The organism is Paenibacillus prosopidis (assembly GCF_003337375.1).
In the GTDB taxonomy this organism is placed as follows: Bacteria; Bacillota; Bacilli; order Paenibacillales; family Paenibacillaceae; genus Pristimantibacillus; species Pristimantibacillus prosopidis.
This window is the reverse complement of sequence record NZ_QPJD01000019.1, coordinates 66,674-84,106: the sequence shown is the minus strand read 5'-3', so window position 1 is coordinate 84,106 and position 17,433 is coordinate 66,674. Positions and strand designations below refer to the sequence as shown.

Here is a 17,433-nt window from a genome sequence, read left to right as displayed (position 1 = left end):
CAGTACACAATAGCTTTGAATATTGTATCACTCTGAATGTATGTTTTCCATCATAAAAAATAGAAATCCCGTATAAAGATACAGTTAATTGAATACGACAGTCTTGTTTTGGTGTACGATTACACGATCTTCGATATGCCACTTCACGGCGCGCGCAAGCACGACGCGTTCGATGGTGCGTCCGATCCGTTTTAAATCATCCACATTGTCGCGGTGGCTTACACGCTGCACGTCCTGCTCAATGATCGGACCGCCGTCAAGCTCCTCCGTTACGTAATGCGCCGTTGCTCCGATAATTTTCACGCCGCGGGTGTATGCTTGTGCGTATGGCTTGCCGCCGACAAAGGCCGGAAGGAACGAATGATGGATATTTATGATGCGGTTCGGGAACTGCTCAATAAACTTCGGCGAAATGATTTGCATGTAGCGGGCCAGAACAATGATATCCGCCTTGTCCGCAACCACTTCCAGCTGCTCGCGTTCCGCCTCTGCCTTCGTGCTGGCCGTAACCGGAATATGGTGGTAGGGAATTCCAAACGACTCGACAAGCTCCCTCATATCCGGATGATTGCTAATAACCATTGAGATATCGGCATCGAGGTCTCCAGCCTTCCACTGCCACAGCAGCTCAAGCAAGCAGTGATCCTCTTTCGATACGAAAACGGCAAGACGCTTCTTGCGGCTGGCGCGGAACGTATGCCACTTCATATCGAAACGATCGGCAACTCTTGCGAAATCTTCAACCAGCACAGGCAGCTCTTTATCCAAATCGTTCAGATCAAATTCGAAGCGGATAAAAAACATTCCGCCCTCCGGATCCATCGAATATTGATCCGACTGCACGATATTCGCTCCGTGCTCATACAAGAAATGTGATACGGCCGCTACGATACCCGGGCGGTCAGGACAAGAGATCAGCATGCGCGCACGGCCGCTGGGTCCGCTTGGTTGCTTCGTATTTTCGGGTGAGATAGATTGAGATGACATGAACTTTAAACTTCCTTCCTATGACAATTACTAAACATTCGCCAGCAGTTGTTTGCCGGCAAACCATGCTGTAATCCGTTGATTGATTTGTTCCTCTGTTAATGAGGAAGTTAATGCTCCGCCAGCAACGAGAAGGTCATACAAACGCTCCATCGGCTCGCGCGGATCTGCTTTTTTCGCTTTTGCGTCGTTTTTGAGCAGCTCCCAAGTGGAAAGAATAAATAATCTTGGATCAATCTCTTGTTTGCCAAAAAAGTGATGCAGGCGCTCCACGTCTTCGAAGAACTCATCGCCAAAGCGACTGCCGGCATTACCGCTGAGCAAAGCGATTTCCGCCTCGTACATCGGACGTTCCAATTTATCTTCTTTGCCGATCCAAGGCGTCTCTAGGATAAATGGCCTTCCTTTGAGCGCGTCATGATGCACGATGGAACGGATGGCATCGTGTCCAAGCCAGCCTGCGCCAACCGGAGCGTGCCTGTCTTTGCCTGCTCCTCGCGAATTTTTACTATCATTCACGTGGACAACCGCTACACGGTCCAAGCCGACAACATGGTCGAAATGCTCAAGCACACCATCCAAGTCATTTATTAGATCATAGCCTGCATCGTGCATATGGCAAGTATCCATACATACAGTCAAACGGTGATTGTCGTGAACCTTGTCAATGATAGCAGCCAGCTCTTCGAAGCTGCGGCCGATTTCCGTACCTTTGCCTGCCATAGTCTCAAGCGCGATGTTGACATTCGTTTCTTTCGTACCCGACAGCACCTCGTTTAGCCCTTCTGCTATACGGGCAATGCCGTATTCGGCATCCTTATCTGTATAAGCGCCGGGATGCAGGACAATATTACGGACACCAATGTAGTCGGTACGGCGAATTTCTTCCTGAAGGAAAGAAACCGCGAGCTCGAACGTATCACCCTTGTACGAGCCCAGATTCACAATATACGGCGCATGAACTACAATCTCATTAATACCCGATTGCTCCATAAGCGCTTTGCCTTCTTCAATATATAAGGTGTCGATCGGCTTCCGTCTGGTGTTTTGCGGCGCGCCGGTGTAGATCATGAATGTGCTTGAACCATATGATACTGCTTCTTGAGCCGCCGTGAGCAGCCCCTTGTCCGAAAATGATACATGGGAACCTATTTTTAACATGAATTACGCCCCTTTCGGTTGATCAAACCTTATTTTACAAGGAATGTCGAAATAAATCTAGGAATACGGTATAATTCATTATTGAGGTGAACGACACATATGAAATTTGCGCCTGATTGGTTCATGTATTTTATCGTTTTTTGGGCGGTCGTCATGGTTGGCGCTATGTCGATTGGCGGTTTTTTCATGTTTCGAAAATTTCTCAAGGTGCTTCCGATGCGGGACGGCAAGTCCAAGCTCGATTGGCAAAATTACTGGGTTGAGCGGAGCCGCAGCATGTGGACTGATGATTCCAAGCAGCTGCTCGACGAGCTCGTGTCCCCGGTGCCAAGCGCTTTTCGCGATATAGCTAAACATTCCATCGCCGCCAAAATCGGCCAAGTGGCGATTGAACATGGTGCATCGTCTGTTACGCGCGAGCATTGCATCGAAGGCTACATACGCGCCACTCCGAAACGTGATTACCGCAGTCTGGTCAGCTTTCTTGACCGGCAAGGAATCGACTACGGACCGTATAAGCATCTACTCAACAAATGAGTTTAGGCCGCTTCGAGCGGCTTAAACTCATTTGTGTTTTTGAACAACCATACGGCCGACGTATCCTATGGGACCATGCAGCTTTTGCGTCGTAGCACCTTTTGAGGGTTAAATATAAAATGTAACCTTACTTGCGCCTATTTCGTTTAAAACTACAGGAGGTGTTTTTGATGAATACATCAAAGCGAAGAAGAAACAAAAAAGCAGCTACAGCAGGAGCAGTTCTTCTAGCTGTTATGCTCGCCGCATCAGCCTGCAGCGGTGCTGAGACAACGAATACGTCCAATGAGCAGCAAGGTACTGTAACCGAGGGACCGGTGGTCGACCAGCTGCCTGACGAAAGCGGAGTAATTGAGCCTGATGTCTCTGCACCTGAACCAACTGCGGATACGAACAACAGCGGTGATGCAGAGGATCCTGCCCCAGATGAAGTCAAACGCGGAGAAGGAACCTTTATCGGCCTGGCGGACTCGCACTCCATTGAGATTGAAACGGAAGCTGGGGCTATGCCCCTTCAGATAACGGAGGAGCTTGCAAGCACGGTAGAAAATTTGCCTTCCGATACGAAAGTAGCCTTTGAGTATACGGAAAAGGCAATTGAAGGCGAAACCGAGCTCAAGCAGTATTGGCTCGTCAAGATCGAACAGATTAAATAGCGGTTGTAGAAGGAGCGAAAGCAGGATGCGTGTTGCAATTGCCGGCGGGACAGGCTTTATCGGAAGTGCGCTGACGAAGGCTTTGCTGGCGAGAAACGACGAGGTATGGATTATTTCTCGAAAGATCCCGAAGGCACAGCACACTCGTGCCGGTCTCCAACATGTTACGTGGAGCGGGCTTGCAGCCAATCCATCATTTCTAGAAGGAATGGACGCAATTGTTAATCTCACGGGTGAGACCATTAATCAACGATGGACAGCCGCAGCGAAGCAGCGTGTTCTTGATTCAAGGCTAACGGCAGCATCCCGCATCGCTGAGCTTCTTATAACGCAAAAGCACACGCCGCCGCTCGTCATAAATGCATCCGGCATTTCGGCATATGGCATTTCGGCTGACGGTATTTTTGATGAAACAAGCCCGACCGCGGTTACTGACTTTTTATCGAAAGTAATAAGAAAGTGGGAGCAAGCGGCAGACGCTATACCAGCTGAGCGTATTGTCAAGCTGCGTATCGGCGTCGTGTTGGACAAACAGGCTGGCGCATTTCCGTTAATGGCGATCCCCTACCGTCTGTTCGGAGGCGGCAAAATCGGCATCGGAAAGCAGTGGCTATCGTGGATTCATCTCGAAGACATCGTCAGGCTCATCTTGTTCTGTTTAGACAATGACCATATCAAAGGTCCAGTCAACGCTTCCGCGCCAGTTCCGGTGACAAATGATGCTTTCGGCCGCGCGATAGGCAAGGCGATGGGAAGACCTCACTGGTTTCCCGTTCCGGCGGTTTTTGTGCGTGCGTTGTTAGGTGAAATGGCTGATATGGTTCTCTACGGACAACGTGCACTGCCAAGCAAAGCGCTCGATAACGGATTTATCTTTCGTTACCCGACCATCGACAGCGCTATGCTCGAATTGTTTGGCCGAAGCAAAGCATAATCTCATCCTGATTTCAGCTCATAGGTAGGACCCTTATAGCCTGCTAGTTGGATGACGTCTCCTGTCGCAAGCTTATAAGTCTTGTATGGGATCATCGTTTGACCATTTAGCAGGCTTCCGTTTCTAGAGCCAAGATCCTTTCCTCCATACTCCCCATTTAAGTACTCAATCTCCAAATGAATGCGGGACACTCCGTTAGCAGGATCCGCATAGCTTACCTGTTCTCCTCCTCTACCGATTTTAAAGCAATGCTCTACCAGCTCGATTTTCGTTTCTTGTCCATCCCAGCATCGCTTGAGCCATGCTATCTGCTCGCGAGGCAATTGCTTCTGATGCTCCGCCTCAAGCAGTACCGTTGGCTCAGCAAGCGGAAGAGGCCGATTGGCTGCCACAACATGCAGGGTGTTTTCCGGCATCTCTACACTACCTTCACTCCTGTCATTCCGTGATTTTACTAGGGTAGATTCATTCAGCTCATCCTCTGTATGCCAATTGTGAAGCTTTGCAAAAGGCGCCGAATCCGGCAAATGCTGCTCCATCTCGATTTGCTCTTCTTCTAAGGATGGCAATTGGCTTATACGTTTGCGCCATACGAGTAAAACACCAATGATCAGCAGCAAGGTAATGCCTGCGCTGATCAGCAAGCTTTGACGTGTTGGTGCAGCTAAATGTATAAACCGCCATACACATGCTATAGCGACTGCAAGTCCCGCAGTAACCAGCCAGTTCCTCTTGGTTACTTGATTATCCTGTTCCTCCTCCTCCACATATGGAATATCATCAAATGTGCTTTTGACAGTAACAGAGCTGCTGAAGGGCTTTGGTTTTGCATGGGATTCGCGCGTAGGCTGCATCATCTGTTGTTGCTGCGGTTCAATGACCTGTTGCTGATAAAGTTGGCGCGGCTCTTCCTGATTATCAGATTTTGAGCGATGGCCGCCAATCAAATCCAGCAGCGTCGCCCGCAGCTCAGCGAGCGGCCATTTCGATGCATTTAAATGATGCAAAACACGCTTTAATCCTTCTCCATCAATTTGTCCTATATAGGAAGTCCACCTTACGATCAAAGAGAGTAAATCTCCTGAACCTTTCGGCTGCTCTCCGCCATTGCCTTTCAAAGGTATATATACCAGCCGAATGTCATGCAGCTGCTCTCCGATAAATATGTATTGGTCATCGAGCAAGCAGCCTTCTGGCCGAAGCATGTAATGCTTGCACTCATTTAATGCATCCGTAACACCTAAAAGGAGCAGATAGTATTGATCCATCGTGAGCGTCTGCTGCTGAAGACGGTGTAAAAGCATTTTCTTGCCTGTCAGCTCATAACGAAATGTAACTTTACCATCCAGCTCAAACCAATCAATCGGCAGTAAGTAAGGTATTCTCTGGCCGTGAAGCATGTTCAGCTCGATTTCGTCTAATTCGTTTCTATGTATGCCTTCAGCTCGGTCCAATATCATTTCATGTCCGCGATTCATAGCAAAATCAATTCGATAGCTTTTCATTTTACCTGTCTCCTTTCTCATGTGATGACTTAATTTATCATTGACCATACGGTAACAGCAGCAGGTGCTACCGCCAGCATAAACGGAAACTTTTTGCCTGATTCGGCCCATTGCAGCCACTGGTGCTTTCTCCAGCCTAATCCGGGAACGATAAATGAGGTTACTCCAGCAGTGACCTTTTTCCCAAAAGAGCGATTAACGAAAACAAAACATACCCCGATTAACCCTGCGTACAAAATGGCATACAGCATCATTTGCAGTACGGTCCAAACGCCTACCCACGCGCCGAGCGCTCCAAACAGCTTTACATCCCCCGCTCCAATACCTTTCGCAAGGTGGAGAAGCAGAAGTGGAACAAAGCCTGCTGCTGCACCCCCAGCTGCCGCAGCTGCTCCAGCCATTCCATTTACAGCTATATGGTATATACATGCGGCCGCGAAGAAGCTTACCGTTAATCGATTCGGAATAATTTGCGCCCTGACATCTGTGATAAAAGCGATAATTAAAAATAAGGTGATTGCTGCTGTTTGAACGATGTTCATTACCCGCTCCCTCCTGACCAGCTGCTACTGGCTTTCACTGCTCTTCTCTACTACAAAGTGCATCGATACTTGATTGTTTGGATTAGCGGCCTCTGAGGCAGTAAGCTGCCACACTCCAGGGGTCGTATTGCCGGAAACGTGCCATGTCCACTGCGCAAATCCATTTGCGTCGGCAGACGCTGCTCCCAGATGCTTTGCTTTGCTCGAGCCGCTTTTGTACATGACACCCAATGATACAGCAGCGCCTGGAGACGTCTTCACAATGACGGTTGCCTTCCTGCCAGGGCGAAGCGGCGTCGGTTCTATGGAAACAATTTTCAGCGGAATAACGTTATCGGTGCCGCTTTCCATGCCGTACCTTGCAGGAGCAGCATCGCTTACCCACACACGCTCGGCAGCCTGTTCCTTGAGAACGATCGGCTTGCCGTAAAACGGAAGCTTGAGGGGAAAGTCATATTCCACTTCTATTGCCAAATAGGGCTCATCGCTCTTGGTCAAATCAGGCAATGATAACAATTGCAGTCTTAGCCGTTCAGGATCTATGATCGCTTTGTCGGCGAATTCTCTTATTAACGGTTCAACTACAGTGCGGCCAATTTCAGTTGCAGCCATATTTTGCAAGGGACGAAAGTCGCCGCGAAGCGCGGACGAAACTAACCCTCCGGCTGGCGCCGGCAGCCATTCCGCAGCTTCCGCAGCAATCTCACTCCATGAAGAAAGCTGCCCTATGACCGGTGCCGACAGCGGTTTGCTGGCGGCTGCCTGCTCCCAGGCTAAATTCGCGGGATGAATATGAACAGCAATTTGCCTTACGGTTTGCGAGGCAGCAGAATGAAGTGCCATCTGTGCGGCGCAAAGACGGATAAGCACAACAAACACTAGCAGTACAACGATGATTAAAGGCATTACTAATGCGGCTTCTACTACGATTGAGCCTTGTTCATTGGTTCGGCGTCGGCAATCAATATGACCAGCCAATGGTTTGCGTTGTCTCATAACGGTTGCCGACAACCTTTCCTTCCAAAAGTCCGAAACGTCCTAACACTCGCATCAGTCCAGGAACGAACCAAAGCTCCGTGGACACGAGCGCTTCTCCCGTCACAGCGCTAGGAACGGCAGACAAAATCGTTCCGCTGTTTTGTTCAATAACGGCAATCATGCGAGCCAGCCTCACTGCCTCATTTCCGCTGTGCATGAGCATGAACAGCCTTAGATAATCCGTATAAGCAAGCTCGACCTTCACAAATTTGGACAAGGGAGCTGTACCCCGCTCCGTGAACGCCAGCATATCCTCGATCGACTTTTCCAAGCCGTAAATAAGAGCTGCTGATAAAATTAGCAAAGGATGGCCTAGCGATCTGCTTTCAATAAGCCCTTCCATCATCCGCACAGCCAATCGGGCGGCAAACAGCTCCCCATATGCAGCAGCTATATTTCCTACAGGATTGTGAAATCCATAAAGGACATATTCCGCTTCTTGATTATTGAAGGAAATGGCATGGGACAGCTCAGTCGTATCTCCTTCAATGATCATGGTACGCAGATTTTGCGGAGCAAAGGATGCGTAGCGATGAACAACATATTCGCCGAAATAGAGTGAGTCTCTGGTTCGCTCGAGCATACCTGCCATCCCGGTGAATAAGCCTTCCATAAGTACCGTCGATTGCTCCGCAGCTTCATGTGCACCGCTTGCTTGCTCTGTACCAGTCACAGCATTCACCGCTTCAGCAGACTGTTGACTGAACAACAGGTTAGCGTCGAAACGCCTCTTCACCTGCTCGAAGAGCTTAATATGCTCCTCCGTTTGAGGCACAGCCGTCAAACCGTGAAGCATGCCGCGTGCCTGCTTCCATAATGATCCGGCTTGCTCCTCCTGCTGCTTCAGTTGTGCTTTTAAATTGCTGCTCTCGAGCGTTTGCTTTCGCTTCTCCATAATGGATGCTGGACGAATGTACCTCTCCCCATAAATCCCGTAGGCAAGCCGCAAGTTTGTTACGCCTTCAAGCAATGCATCTGCTGATGGATTAATGACCGGCTTCGACAACGAGGCTGAAATATTCGATTGAAAACCACCAGCCTCCATATCGAGCGCAGCAGCAGCACTCCCTTGCTCCTCCAGCTCCTGTTTGTATGTGACAAACCAACTATCAGACAAAACCAGCTCATCCGCAGATTGCTTTACTTGCTCAATGTCGGATGCGGAGCCTGCCGGTACTTGATGCTGCTCGGAACCGGTGACCTTACTTTTTGACACCTTATCATAGCCCGTATCGGGCGGTGACTGATTGGCTTGCTGAACGAGCTGCTGCATATCCTCGTTAAGCGTCCTAGCCAATTCCCATTCCTTTAAAGCCTCTCCTTGAAGCTTAACATGCTGCTTCAGCATCGCAGCGCTCTGCCGCCGCAGCTCTATGGCTGCCGATCTCGCTTTCTCTTCGTACGCTTCAATCTCATTCGTATATTTCGCATCACCGTCATTCGGAGGCGATTGATCATGTATGACATGAGCCGCATACGCGCTGTACTCACTGGCAATGCTCAAGGCCGTATCGCCGCCAGAGGCTAACGCTGTCGTTTGCACAGGGATCATAGCATCGATACCGCTGCCGCTTATTGCTGCCGCTGCCTGCTGCTGCAGTTGAAGAACCCGGGCTAAATGTGCTTCCCGCCTCTCATATAGCTTGCGCATCCTTTCCAGTAGACCTATCGTTACAGCAGATTCCTTCATGGCTCCGGCCATCGGTGCAAACTTCGCTGCCAGCTCCAGTGTAAAATCAACCGGTGCCTTATATTTCATTTCTTCGAGCACTTGTCTGGCGAACACATCATGACTCCCAAGAACTGCAGCCGTATGCAGCGATGAATCTTCCACCTTCGAACGAACAAGCTGAAGCGTTTGCTTCGCCGAAGAGGCGCTGCCTTTTGTATTCGCATTCATGGCTTCGGCAAAAATCGTCTGGCCTTCCGTTCCTCCGCGGCCAAACAAGCCGTATCTCTCATATAACGTGGAATCATATGCGGAAAGGACAGACCGCACTCCCGAGCGGACAGCATCTTCGCTCAGCTTATGAAGAGCAGCAATTCTTGCATAATCAATGAGCAGAGAGAAGAACAGCAGGAGCGAAGAGAGGACGATAACCGCGAACACCGTTACCGCACCATCATCCCGTAAAAGAAGCCTCTTTAGCTGGCGAATGCATTCGGTCATATTCCTTTTATGAACAACCACCCCCGCCTTGCACCTCCCTTCATTTTCACTGCGCCGCAGCTTCTGCAGCCCCTTTGTAAGGAGCAAGAACCTTGCCCGCCTGAGACTTGGATTGTGCTGCTCCGCCTCCGTTATTCGCAAACTTCGTGGAATAATAGCGCACCAAATCAACGCTTCGAATAAACTCCATAGGATCAACAATAGAAGCCGAGGCTGCCGATTTTGGTTCTCGCTTCAACCAGCCTTGTTCTAAAGACACCGATAACGGCTGCTTCAGCTTTACTTCGATCAATCGTTTTAATGCGCCGCGCGAATAACTGATTTTACCCTCGTACATAAGCCCTGCTTGCTTCATCCACAGGACCGACTGCTCCATTTTGCGCCCGGCTAATTCGGACTTATTCTCCCCATCCGGAATTTCCAGCGGAAGAGCAACTGATGCATCAGCAGCATCGCCTGCCATTCCAAACAAGCTGGTGAGCATTTCATCCTCTCCGACACGCCAATATAAACCGTCATACTTCGAATCCGCAAGCATGCCGCTCCTCGGATCGCGGTAGCTGTTATCCCAGCTGAAGGCCGCACGCTCAGCCGTTGCCGAAGCTGCATAATACAGCACGACCTTCTGATACATGTACATGCCGAAGAGAATAAATAGCAGAATGATTGCCATCAGCATTGGAAATACGAAAGTCGATTCCAGGGTAAAGCTGCCCTGCTCCTTCTTTAACCAATGCAGCAGCCTCTTTCTAAGTCTTAGCCCTCTCACCGCCGCCACCCGCTAACTAAAAATTTTATCAGCCTCATCATCCGCTTTGCCCATTAGCCGTTCGACCAGCTCAACAATCCAGTCCTTAAACAAAAGCGCGATTATAATGACAACCGCAATAATTAAAATGATTTCAAGCGTTCCAAGTCCGTCTTCCTCATTCCAAAATGACCGTAGAGCATGACCTAGCTTTTTCATCGTCCCATCTTCCTCTCCCTGTTTGGTTAAGACATTAGAAGCACTGCCGGCGCAGCTACTAAAATCATTAATATAAGTAAAATACCTATAAGGGGAAACACAAGCTTGGAGGAGGCTTCCTCGCCCCGTGTCCTCGCTATTGCCTTTCGCTTCTCCCACAGCGTATAGGACAGCTCTCGCAAAGCGAGTACAAAATGCTCGCCTCCGCGGCGGTAATTAAGCAGCAGCACTGTCGTGAATATAGAAACCTCCTGAACGGCGCACCTTCGGTTAAATCTCTCCATGGCGGAGCTGAACGATTGCCCGTTGCGAAGTGATGCAACCGCATCGCTCCACTCCTTATAAAGCGGGTGCTTGTCCGTTTCCTTCAACACCAAGCAGCGTACCAACGCATGCTGCACCGTTTCACCGGCGCCTACGAGCAGCATGAGCTTGCTAAGCATTTCCGGCAGCTCTATAATGATCAGCTGCTTGCGCTGCTCGACCTTACGACCTGCTTCAATGATCGGCCGTACGGCAAGCAAGCTGCCGAATACGATGCCTATCATAAGCAGCAATTGCTCCTTAGCAAGAAAACTGAGCCATGCGCAGACGGTTAAGGCCGCATAGCCGTTACTGACAGAAGCAGCAACATTTGCCTTCGTTCGCTCTATAGTCCAGTCGCTGCCATTCAAAATAAGCAGCTTCATATGGTAGCTGCCGAGCGGAAGCTGTAAGGAATCGAACAAATGAAGCCGCTCCAAAATTCGTGCAAACGGGTCAATCATGATGCTCTGTTGAAACCAAGGCTCCGTTTTTTTGGTATGGGTCCCCTTTTGCATAGCTCGGGACCAAACAACGTGCATAGCTCTTACGCCAACGATATAAAGCCATATTGCAGTAAGAATAGTCGCGGCGACTGCAGCAGTCATCCATCCGCCTCCCTTCTACATCCGTATGCCCATCATTTTTGCCATGAACCAGAAGCATAGGAGCAGGAGAAGCAGCGCTATCGTCAGCAATACGTATCCGGCTCCTCCATATAGAGGGGCCATGTAATCCGGTGCAGCAAAGCCCAGGAAGGCCAGAAAGACGAATGGTACGCCCATCATTATGCGCGACTCGAACCTTTTCTGGGCGATCATGACGGAAATCTCCTGTTCGATTCCCAGCTTCTCACCGATGATGATCGAGGTTCGTTTCATTACCTCAAGCAAATCTCCGCCTGAGCGTTTGCAGGCTGCCAGCGCATCAACAAACTGTGTGATTTCGTCGATTTCCGCCCGATTGGCGAAGTTTCGCAGCGCGTACTCCAGCGGCTCGGCATTCTCTAGACGAAAGCGGACAATTTGAAATTCCAACAGCAGCTCCGTTCGCGGATCGGGATAAAGCAGCTTCAAATCATCAAGCGTTGACAGAAAAGCATTTTCGAGCGAGCGTCCGGCTGCAAGCGATGAAGTTAATGAAAATAGCGCTTCCTTAAATTGCAGCTTCAATCGTTCCTTTCGTCTTAGTAGAAGTGTTCGCCGCCTATAACGCGGGGCAAGCGTTCCGAGTATGGCTGCCATACATGAAACAGTAATCGAATGATAGAATAAGTAGAATGCAGCAAATATAACTAAGGATCCAACGGCAGCAGCAGCAATAAACTGTTGCCGACTCAAGCGGTATTGCCCGTAATTCGTCAATTCACGGCCTGCTCGAATGATTGCTATAGCGGCATCGCTCTCCCAGCCGCACCATTCAAGTCCCCTTTGAATACGTCTAGCCGTCAGGCTGTTCAGGCTATTCAAACGATTCCAGCTGCTCATCCAGCCATTCCCCCGCTCATGCTCTTCCCGGCCAACGCTAGCTTGTCCGTTCTCGCGAGTCGGTTGCCTGTCCGCTTCAGCCCGCCAAGCACCTGCCCATCCGATTCGCCTTGCTCCTCGAACAGGAACAGCGGATTAAGCTGTACCTCACCCGCTTCTACTCCTGTGATCTCACATATTTCAGTTACTTTGCGCGATCGGTCGCGAAACCGCGATAAATGAATAACGATATCAATTGCCGAGGCGATTTGCTGACGGATGACCTGCACAGGCAAGTCCGCTGCGCTAAGCACCATTGTTTCCAGACGGGCCATCATATCCTTGGCACCGTTCGAATGTCCCGTCGACATAGATCCAGCATGTCCTGTGTTAAGCGCCTGCAGCATATCTAACGCTTCTCCGCCCCGCACCTCGCCGACGATAATACGGTTAGGCCGCATGCGGAGGGAAGCACGAATGAGGTCGCGTATCGTTATCTCCCCCTTGCCTTCCGTATTCGCGTTACGCGTCTCCATTGAAACCAAATTAGGCATTGTCCGAATTTGCAGCTCAGCAGAGTCCTCAATCGTTACGATCCGTTCATCGTTCGGAATAAACTGCGAAAGCGCATTTAGGAACGTCGTTTTGCCAGTTCCGGTACCACCGCTTATGAATATGTTGTACTGCGCCCCGATGATATCCTTAAGAAAAGCTGCGGCATCCGCAGTCAACGACCCGATCGATACGAGCTGCTCCATCGTGAGCGGCTGCTCGGGAAACTTTCGAATCGTCATACATGGTCCCTTCAAGGCTACAGGGGGCAGCACGACATGCACTCTTGAGCCGTCCTTCAAACGGGCATCGACAATCGGCGATGACTCGTTCACGACGCGGTTTACGCTGGCTACGACGGTTTGGATCAGATCCTCCAGCCGCTCCCTGTTTTCGAATGATACGGGAAGCAGAGTCATCCGCCCTTTCCGTTCAACGAAAATTTCTGCGTGATGGTTAATCATAATCTCACTAATCGAAGCATCCTCCATTAACGGCTGTAATATATCGAGGCCTCTGAACGAATGAAACAGCCTGCGTACCAGCTTAACCTTATCCGTTGCGGTGAGCGGATTGCATTCGCACCACTCGAACACGATTTCCTCAGCAATTCGCAGCAGGCTGTCGTCGGATAACTCACCGCTAAAATCAATCCGCGAACGCACCTTGTTACGCAGCTCGAGCACTGTTTCATCGGTCAGCAACCCCCTCGCCTCCTTCCTTCAGGATGTATTTAAACAGCCGGTCCACCGCAGCCCGAAACAAAGGGGAAGAAAGCAGCGTTACAGTTGCTTCTCCGCGCCATTCCGGTACCTCTGGCAATGGAACAGGCGCGCATGCCAGTCCGCCCAGCTCATTCGCTATCGGTTGCGCCGTAGAAGCAGCATGATTTTTCACAAATATAAATTTGTGCGATAGCCGTTCAAACCTCTTGCCCCACTTTTGCTCACCGTACCGTAATGCCATCATTTGCTTCCTGCGTATGGAAGCATCGTCGTTTAGAACCCATAGCACCTCATCGGATCGCTCAAAAATAGCAGTGTGCAGTTCATCCAGTCCGTCATCCAAATCAATGACGATGAGATCGTAATGTCCGCTCCCGGCAATAACATTCACTATGCTAAGCGCATCCTCCGCTCCAAGGGTGATCCGGTCTTCCGGATTCGTACAAGCTGCCAAATAATCCCCCTTCAGCAGCGGATGCCGCTTGCGATGCTCCATGAGCCATCTCAAGGCTTGGTCTGGCTGAGATTTCAAACCGTACAGAAGCTCGGAAAGCCCTTCCCCTTCCCCTTCACCCTCTCCCTCGCTGCTGCCTTCAGCCTGCATCCGCCCAAGCCATACATCCGACGTATGCCACCGTTCCAAATTCAAATAAAACGTTCGATAGCGGTGTGAGCTCGCAGCATGCACGAAATGCAGCGCCAATGCGGTTTTCCCGACGCCGCCCGATGCCGAATAAACGGAAATAACCTGCACCCCTGAAGCCTCCTCGACAGCTGCAGCTGTATGCGCTAGTTTGCCGGCAGCAGCCGCATGGAACTCGAATAAACGCTGAAGCAATAATGGTAGCGGTTGAAACTGCTGCAGCTCATTCTCCTCCTTGCTTTCTCCGGGCTTCATCACTAGCGCAACAGTCGGAACATTAGGGAGCCTTTCCTTCAACTCATTTAACAACTCCGGCTGCGCAGCCAATAAATCAATACTGTAGCCTTGCTTCACGTACTCCTTACAGGCTTCCGCATTCGTAAAGGCCGTTACCTGCCACTGCTCGCCAAGCGGACTTTCGCGGACATAGTCCGCTAACCGTCTCATATATTCCTGCTCCTTCACCGCAACAGCAAGCTGATATCTCTTCAATTATTTCCCCTCCCTTCAGCTCCGAAAACACAAAAAAAGCACCATAAAAGGCGCAGAAATCTGCAGCCTAATACGGTGCTTCCGTGTTTGAAAGTTAACTTGTTAAAAATTTACCATATTCATATTCCATTCGTCAACTACTCAATTTATTCTTTCTGAACCTTATTTTTGTTTAGCCCAGTCGCTTAGAAACTTCTCGATCCCGATATCGGTAAGCGGGTGCTTCCATAGAGACGGCAGCAGCGATCCTGGTATTGTCGCAATATGCGCTCCCGCAATAGCCGCTTGCTCCAGATGGCCGATATGACGAATGCTTGCAACGATGATTTCGGTTGAATATCCGTAGTTTCGGATAATAGCGTTCAGGTCACGAACCAACTTTAAGCCCTCTACGCCAATATCGTCAAGCCTTCCAACAAACGGACTTATGAAGGTGGCTCCGGCTTTGGCAGCCATAAGCCCCTGGGCAGCGGAGAAAACAAGCGTCACGTTCGTTTTAATTCCTTTCTCCGCTAGCGCGTGCGTTGCGTACAGGCCATCCTCCGTCAATGGGAGCTTAATAACTACGTTCGGAGCCCATTCCGCTATTTCAAAAGCTTCCTTCAGCATATCGTCGGCCTTCGTGCCAATAACCTCTGCGCTGACAGGACCGGATACGATGCTGCTGATTTCCTGGATGACTTGTTTAAAATCCCGTCCCTCCTTCGCGATGAGCGAAGGGTTAGTTGTTACTCCATCAACAAGCCCAAGCTTGGCAATCCGTTTAATTTCCTCAACGTTCGCTGTATCCAAGAAAAATTTCATAATCCGGTCATCTCCCTTTTTTTAATGGAAAAATAGTTTGATTTCCCGCTCCGCGCTATCATCGGAGTCTGAGCCATGGATAATGTTGCTCGCCACGTCGATCGCGAAGTCGCCGCGAATCGTTCCTGCCAGCGCATCTGAAGGATTTGTTGCCCCAATGAGAGCTCTTGCATTTTTTACGGCATCCTTGCCTTCCCATATCATTGCGAATATAGGTCCAGACACGATGAAATCTACCAGCTCATCAAAAAACACCTTTGTGCGCAAATGCTCATAATGCTGCTCGGCATGCTCCCTGCTTAATTGCATAACCTTCGCATCCACCAGTCTGAAGCCCTTCTCCTCGAAGCGCGCCATAATGCGTCCTACCAATCCTCGTGCATATCCGTCAGGCTTAACCATTACAAATGTTCTATCCATTTTGGATTCCCCCTTGTCTCTAACGGTATAGCCATTTATTTGTTAAGCCATTCAGTTATAATGCCCGCAGTCTCCTCAATTGCCCGATTTGTAACGTCAATGACAGGACAATCCAGCGATTTCATGACGGCTTCCGCATATTGGAGCTCCTCCAGAATCCGCTCCGTTGAAGCATACTGTGCCGATGAAGGCAGCCCGAGCGTCTTCAACCGTTCCGAACGTATTCCGAGCAAATGCTCCGGCTGCATCGTTAGTCCGACGATTAACCGTCCAGGCGCAGGCTTCAGTTCCTCTGGCGGATTAACTTCCGGCATAAGGGGGAGGTTGGCCGTTTTAATCCCTTTGTGAGACAAAAATATGCTGAGAGGCGTCTTCGATGTTCGGGATACACCAATGAGCACCACCTGTGCCTGCATGAATCCCCGCGCGTCTTTGCCATCGTCGTACTTCACTGCAAATTCTATCGCATCCATCCGGCGATGGTAAGCATCGTCAATGGAGTGCAGCAATCCCGGCTCCCGCTTCGGAAAGCTGCCGAACGTATCGACATATGCCTGCATCATCGGCCCCATCACGTCAACTGCCCGTACGCCAGTTCTAAGCGCTTCTTCCTTCATCAATTCCCGAAGCTCAGGCTGTACGAGGGTGTAGCTTATAAAGCCTCCTGTGTATGCTGCTTCCGTAACGATACGCACAATCTCATCCTCTGATTTCAAATGTCCGTACCGTTTAATTTTTACGTGTTCGGATGAAAACTGGCGTAAGGTCGCCTTCGCCACCGCTTCCGCCGTTTCACCGACAGCATCGGAGCATACATAAATAATTTGCTGTGTCATAAATCCTGCTCCCCCAATTCCCCAACTGTCGCGATGTCCGCCATCAGACGTATAATGTTCGACTTCGATACCCAGCCGGTTACTTCCGGATCCAGCGCTTGCTCCTCACGAGGGACAACGACCGGAAGGCAATCAACCTGATGGAGCGACATTTTGCGTATCGCCTCCATAACAGAATCTTCGGGCATGAGCGACACGATATTCGGATAGCGGGTCATCACCATGCTGACGGGAATAGCTGCGGCGCCGGCATTTCCCAGTGTTATTTTGAGCAAATCCTTAGGAGTTACTATGCCAACGAAGCGCTTCTGCTCGTTAACGACAAGGAGTGTATCCGCATTTTCAGTGAACAACGTGATGACGGCATCGTGCACGGATAACGAGTCTGGCACATTGACGGGAACCCCCTGCACCTCTCTAACCTGCATGCTGTTTAAGCGCTGCAGCGGTTCACTGCTGGAACGATACGTATTACCGAGAAAATAGCCGACCTTCGGCTTCGCATCAAGCAAGCCCAGCATGACGAGAAGCGATAAATCCGAACGCAGCGTCGGCCTGCTGACTCCGAGACTTTCTGCCAATTGTTCGCCGGTAACCGGCGCATGCTTCTTTACGAGCTCAAGAAGCTCCAATTGCCGTGATGATAGCTGAATCGTACTCCCCCCAATCTTTATATGAGTCATAATTATTTGATA

19 protein-coding genes are annotated in these 17,433 nt (G+C 50.1%); 3 read left to right on the top strand and 16 right to left on the bottom strand.

The window, feature by feature from the left end:
* Window positions 1-84 precede the first annotated feature (84 nt).
* Both purU and DFP97_RS24975 read right to left on the bottom strand, forming a co-directional pair.
* Window positions 85-987 (bottom strand): formyltetrahydrofolate deformylase, encoded by a 903-nt coding sequence (gene purU / locus DFP97_RS24980; RefSeq protein ID WP_114383382.1) that lies wholly within the window; start codon window positions 985-987, stop codon window positions 85-87.
* A 30-nt stretch (window positions 988-1,017) separates the two neighbouring features.
* Window positions 1,018-2,148: a deoxyribonuclease IV gene (locus DFP97_RS24975; protein ID WP_114383381.1), complete on the bottom strand. Its 1,131-nt coding sequence runs from the start codon at window positions 2,146-2,148 to the stop codon at window positions 1,018-1,020.
* Window positions 2,149-2,247: 99 nt separating this feature from the next.
* On the opposite strand from DFP97_RS24975, the gene DFP97_RS24970 reads away from it, so the two are divergent.
* The 3 genes from DFP97_RS24970 to DFP97_RS24960 all read left to right on the top strand — a co-directional run bounded on the left by DFP97_RS24970 (window position 2,248) and on the right by DFP97_RS24960 (window position 4,275).
* The gene (locus DFP97_RS24970; RefSeq protein WP_114383380.1) at window positions 2,248-2,685 is read left to right on the top strand and encodes a DUF2621 domain-containing protein; all 438 of its coding nucleotides are present in this window, start codon (window positions 2,248-2,250) and stop codon (window positions 2,683-2,685) included.
* A gap of 170 nt (window positions 2,686-2,855) precedes the next feature.
* Entirely contained in the window at window positions 2,856-3,341 is a 486-nt protein-coding gene (locus DFP97_RS24965) for a hypothetical protein (RefSeq protein ID WP_114383379.1), read from the top strand.
* Window positions 3,342-3,366: 25 nt separating this feature from the next.
* A complete protein-coding gene (locus DFP97_RS24960) occupies window positions 3,367-4,275 on the top strand; it encodes a TIGR01777 family oxidoreductase (RefSeq protein WP_114383378.1) in 909 nt (302 codons plus the stop codon).
* Window positions 4,276-4,277: 2 nt separating this feature from the next.
* Here DFP97_RS24960 and DFP97_RS24955 read toward each other — a convergent pair whose 3' ends face one another.
* The 14 genes from DFP97_RS24955 to DFP97_RS24890 form a co-directional block, all read right to left on the bottom strand.
* A complete protein-coding gene (locus tag DFP97_RS24955; RefSeq protein WP_181873671.1) occupies window positions 4,278-5,780 on the bottom strand; it encodes a DUF6382 and FHA domain-containing protein in 1,503 nt (500 codons plus the stop codon).
* A gap of 29 nt (window positions 5,781-5,809) precedes the next feature.
* A complete protein-coding gene (locus tag DFP97_RS24950; RefSeq protein ID WP_114383376.1) occupies window positions 5,810-6,322 on the bottom strand; it encodes an A24 family peptidase in 513 nt (170 codons plus the stop codon).
* A 24-nt stretch (window positions 6,323-6,346) separates the two neighbouring features.
* Window positions 6,347-7,318, bottom strand: a complete 972-nt coding sequence (locus DFP97_RS24945) for a TadE/TadG family type IV pilus assembly protein (RefSeq protein ID WP_114383375.1) — start codon at window positions 7,316-7,318, stop codon at window positions 6,347-6,349.
* Entirely contained in the window at window positions 7,284-9,551 is a 2,268-nt protein-coding gene (locus DFP97_RS24940) for a hypothetical protein (RefSeq protein WP_114383374.1), read from the bottom strand. Before DFP97_RS24940 ends, DFP97_RS24945 begins: the two co-directional genes overlap by 35 nt.
* Before the next feature lie 25 nt (window positions 9,552-9,576).
* Window positions 9,577-10,299, bottom strand: a complete 723-nt coding sequence (locus tag DFP97_RS24935; RefSeq protein WP_114383373.1) for a TadE/TadG family type IV pilus assembly protein — start codon at window positions 10,297-10,299, stop codon at window positions 9,577-9,579.
* Between the two features lie 12 nt (window positions 10,300-10,311).
* Window positions 10,312-10,497 (bottom strand): Flp1 family type IVb pilin, encoded by a 186-nt coding sequence (locus DFP97_RS24930; protein WP_114383372.1) that lies wholly within the window; start codon window positions 10,495-10,497, stop codon window positions 10,312-10,314.
* A gap of 26 nt (window positions 10,498-10,523) precedes the next feature.
* Window positions 10,524-11,408 (bottom strand): type II secretion system F family protein, encoded by an 885-nt coding sequence (locus DFP97_RS24925; protein ID WP_114383371.1) that lies wholly within the window; start codon window positions 11,406-11,408, stop codon window positions 10,524-10,526.
* Between the two features lie 15 nt (window positions 11,409-11,423).
* A complete protein-coding gene (locus tag DFP97_RS24920) occupies window positions 11,424-12,287 on the bottom strand; it encodes a type II secretion system F family protein (protein WP_114383370.1) in 864 nt (287 codons plus the stop codon).
* Window positions 12,284-13,519 carry a TadA family conjugal transfer-associated ATPase gene (locus DFP97_RS24915; RefSeq protein WP_425453559.1) on the bottom strand — a complete coding sequence of 412 codons (1,236 nt, stop codon included), beginning with the start codon at window positions 13,517-13,519 and terminating at the stop codon, window positions 12,284-12,286. Before DFP97_RS24915 ends, DFP97_RS24920 begins: the two co-directional genes overlap by 4 nt.
* A complete protein-coding gene (locus DFP97_RS24910; RefSeq protein WP_114383369.1) occupies window positions 13,509-14,678 on the bottom strand; it encodes a P-loop NTPase family protein in 1,170 nt (389 codons plus the stop codon). Before DFP97_RS24910 ends, DFP97_RS24915 begins: the two co-directional genes overlap by 11 nt.
* A 162-nt stretch (window positions 14,679-14,840) precedes the next feature.
* Complete coding sequence (gene fsa / locus DFP97_RS24905; RefSeq protein ID WP_114383368.1) at window positions 14,841-15,482, bottom strand: fructose-6-phosphate aldolase; 642 nt, start codon at window positions 15,480-15,482, stop codon at window positions 14,841-14,843.
* A 21-nt stretch (window positions 15,483-15,503) separates the two neighbouring features.
* A complete protein-coding gene (gene ndk, locus DFP97_RS24900) occupies window positions 15,504-15,902 on the bottom strand; it encodes a nucleoside-diphosphate kinase (RefSeq protein WP_114383367.1) in 399 nt (132 codons plus the stop codon).
* A 35-nt stretch (window positions 15,903-15,937) separates the two neighbouring features.
* On the bottom strand, window positions 15,938-16,738 hold the full coding sequence (locus DFP97_RS24895) for a pyruvate, water dikinase regulatory protein (RefSeq protein WP_114383366.1): 801 nt from the start codon (window positions 16,736-16,738) through the stop codon (window positions 15,938-15,940).
* Window positions 16,735-17,421 (bottom strand): CBS domain-containing protein, encoded by a 687-nt coding sequence (locus DFP97_RS24890; protein WP_114383365.1) that lies wholly within the window; start codon window positions 17,419-17,421, stop codon window positions 16,735-16,737. Before DFP97_RS24890 ends, DFP97_RS24895 begins: the two co-directional genes overlap by 4 nt.
* Window positions 17,422-17,433 lie beyond the last annotated feature (12 nt).

Bases quoted from the DNA above. Each gene is read 5' to 3' on its own strand.
- purU (WP_114383382.1), bottom strand. From the start codon at position 987: ATGTCATCTCAATCTATCTCACCCGAAAATACGAAGCAACCAAGCGGA.
- DFP97_RS24975 (WP_114383381.1), bottom strand. From the start codon at position 2,148: ATGTTAAAAATAGGTTCCCATGTATCATTTTCGGACAAGGGGCTGCTC.
- DFP97_RS24970 (WP_114383380.1), top strand. From the start codon at position 2,248: ATGAAATTTGCGCCTGATTGGTTCATGTATTTTATCGTTTTTTGGGCG.
- DFP97_RS24965 (WP_114383379.1), top strand. From the start codon at position 2,856: ATGAATACATCAAAGCGAAGAAGAAACAAAAAAGCAGCTACAGCAGGA.
- DFP97_RS24960 (WP_114383378.1), top strand. From the start codon at position 3,367: ATGCGTGTTGCAATTGCCGGCGGGACAGGCTTTATCGGAAGTGCGCTG.
- DFP97_RS24955 (WP_181873671.1), bottom strand. From the start codon at position 5,780: ATGAAAAGCTATCGAATTGATTTTGCTATGAATCGCGGACATGAAATG.
- DFP97_RS24950 (WP_114383376.1), bottom strand. From the start codon at position 6,322: ATGAACATCGTTCAAACAGCAGCAATCACCTTATTTTTAATTATCGCT.
- DFP97_RS24945 (WP_114383375.1), bottom strand. From the start codon at position 7,318: ATGAGACAACGCAAACCATTGGCTGGTCATATTGATTGCCGACGCCGA.
- DFP97_RS24930 (WP_114383372.1), bottom strand. From the start codon at position 10,497: ATGAAAAAGCTAGGTCATGCTCTACGGTCATTTTGGAATGAGGAAGAC.
- DFP97_RS24925 (WP_114383371.1), bottom strand. From the start codon at position 11,408: ATGACTGCTGCAGTCGCCGCGACTATTCTTACTGCAATATGGCTTTAT.
- DFP97_RS24920 (WP_114383370.1), bottom strand. From the start codon at position 12,287: ATGAGCAGCTGGAATCGTTTGAATAGCCTGAACAGCCTGACGGCTAGA.
- fsa (WP_114383368.1), bottom strand. From the start codon at position 15,482: ATGAAATTTTTCTTGGATACAGCGAACGTTGAGGAAATTAAACGGATT.
- ndk (WP_114383367.1), bottom strand. From the start codon at position 15,902: ATGGATAGAACATTTGTAATGGTTAAGCCTGACGGATATGCACGAGGA.
- DFP97_RS24895 (WP_114383366.1), bottom strand. From the start codon at position 16,738: ATGACACAGCAAATTATTTATGTATGCTCCGATGCTGTCGGTGAAACG.
- DFP97_RS24890 (WP_114383365.1), bottom strand. From the start codon at position 17,421: ATGACTCATATAAAGATTGGGGGGAGTACGATTCAGCTATCATCACGG.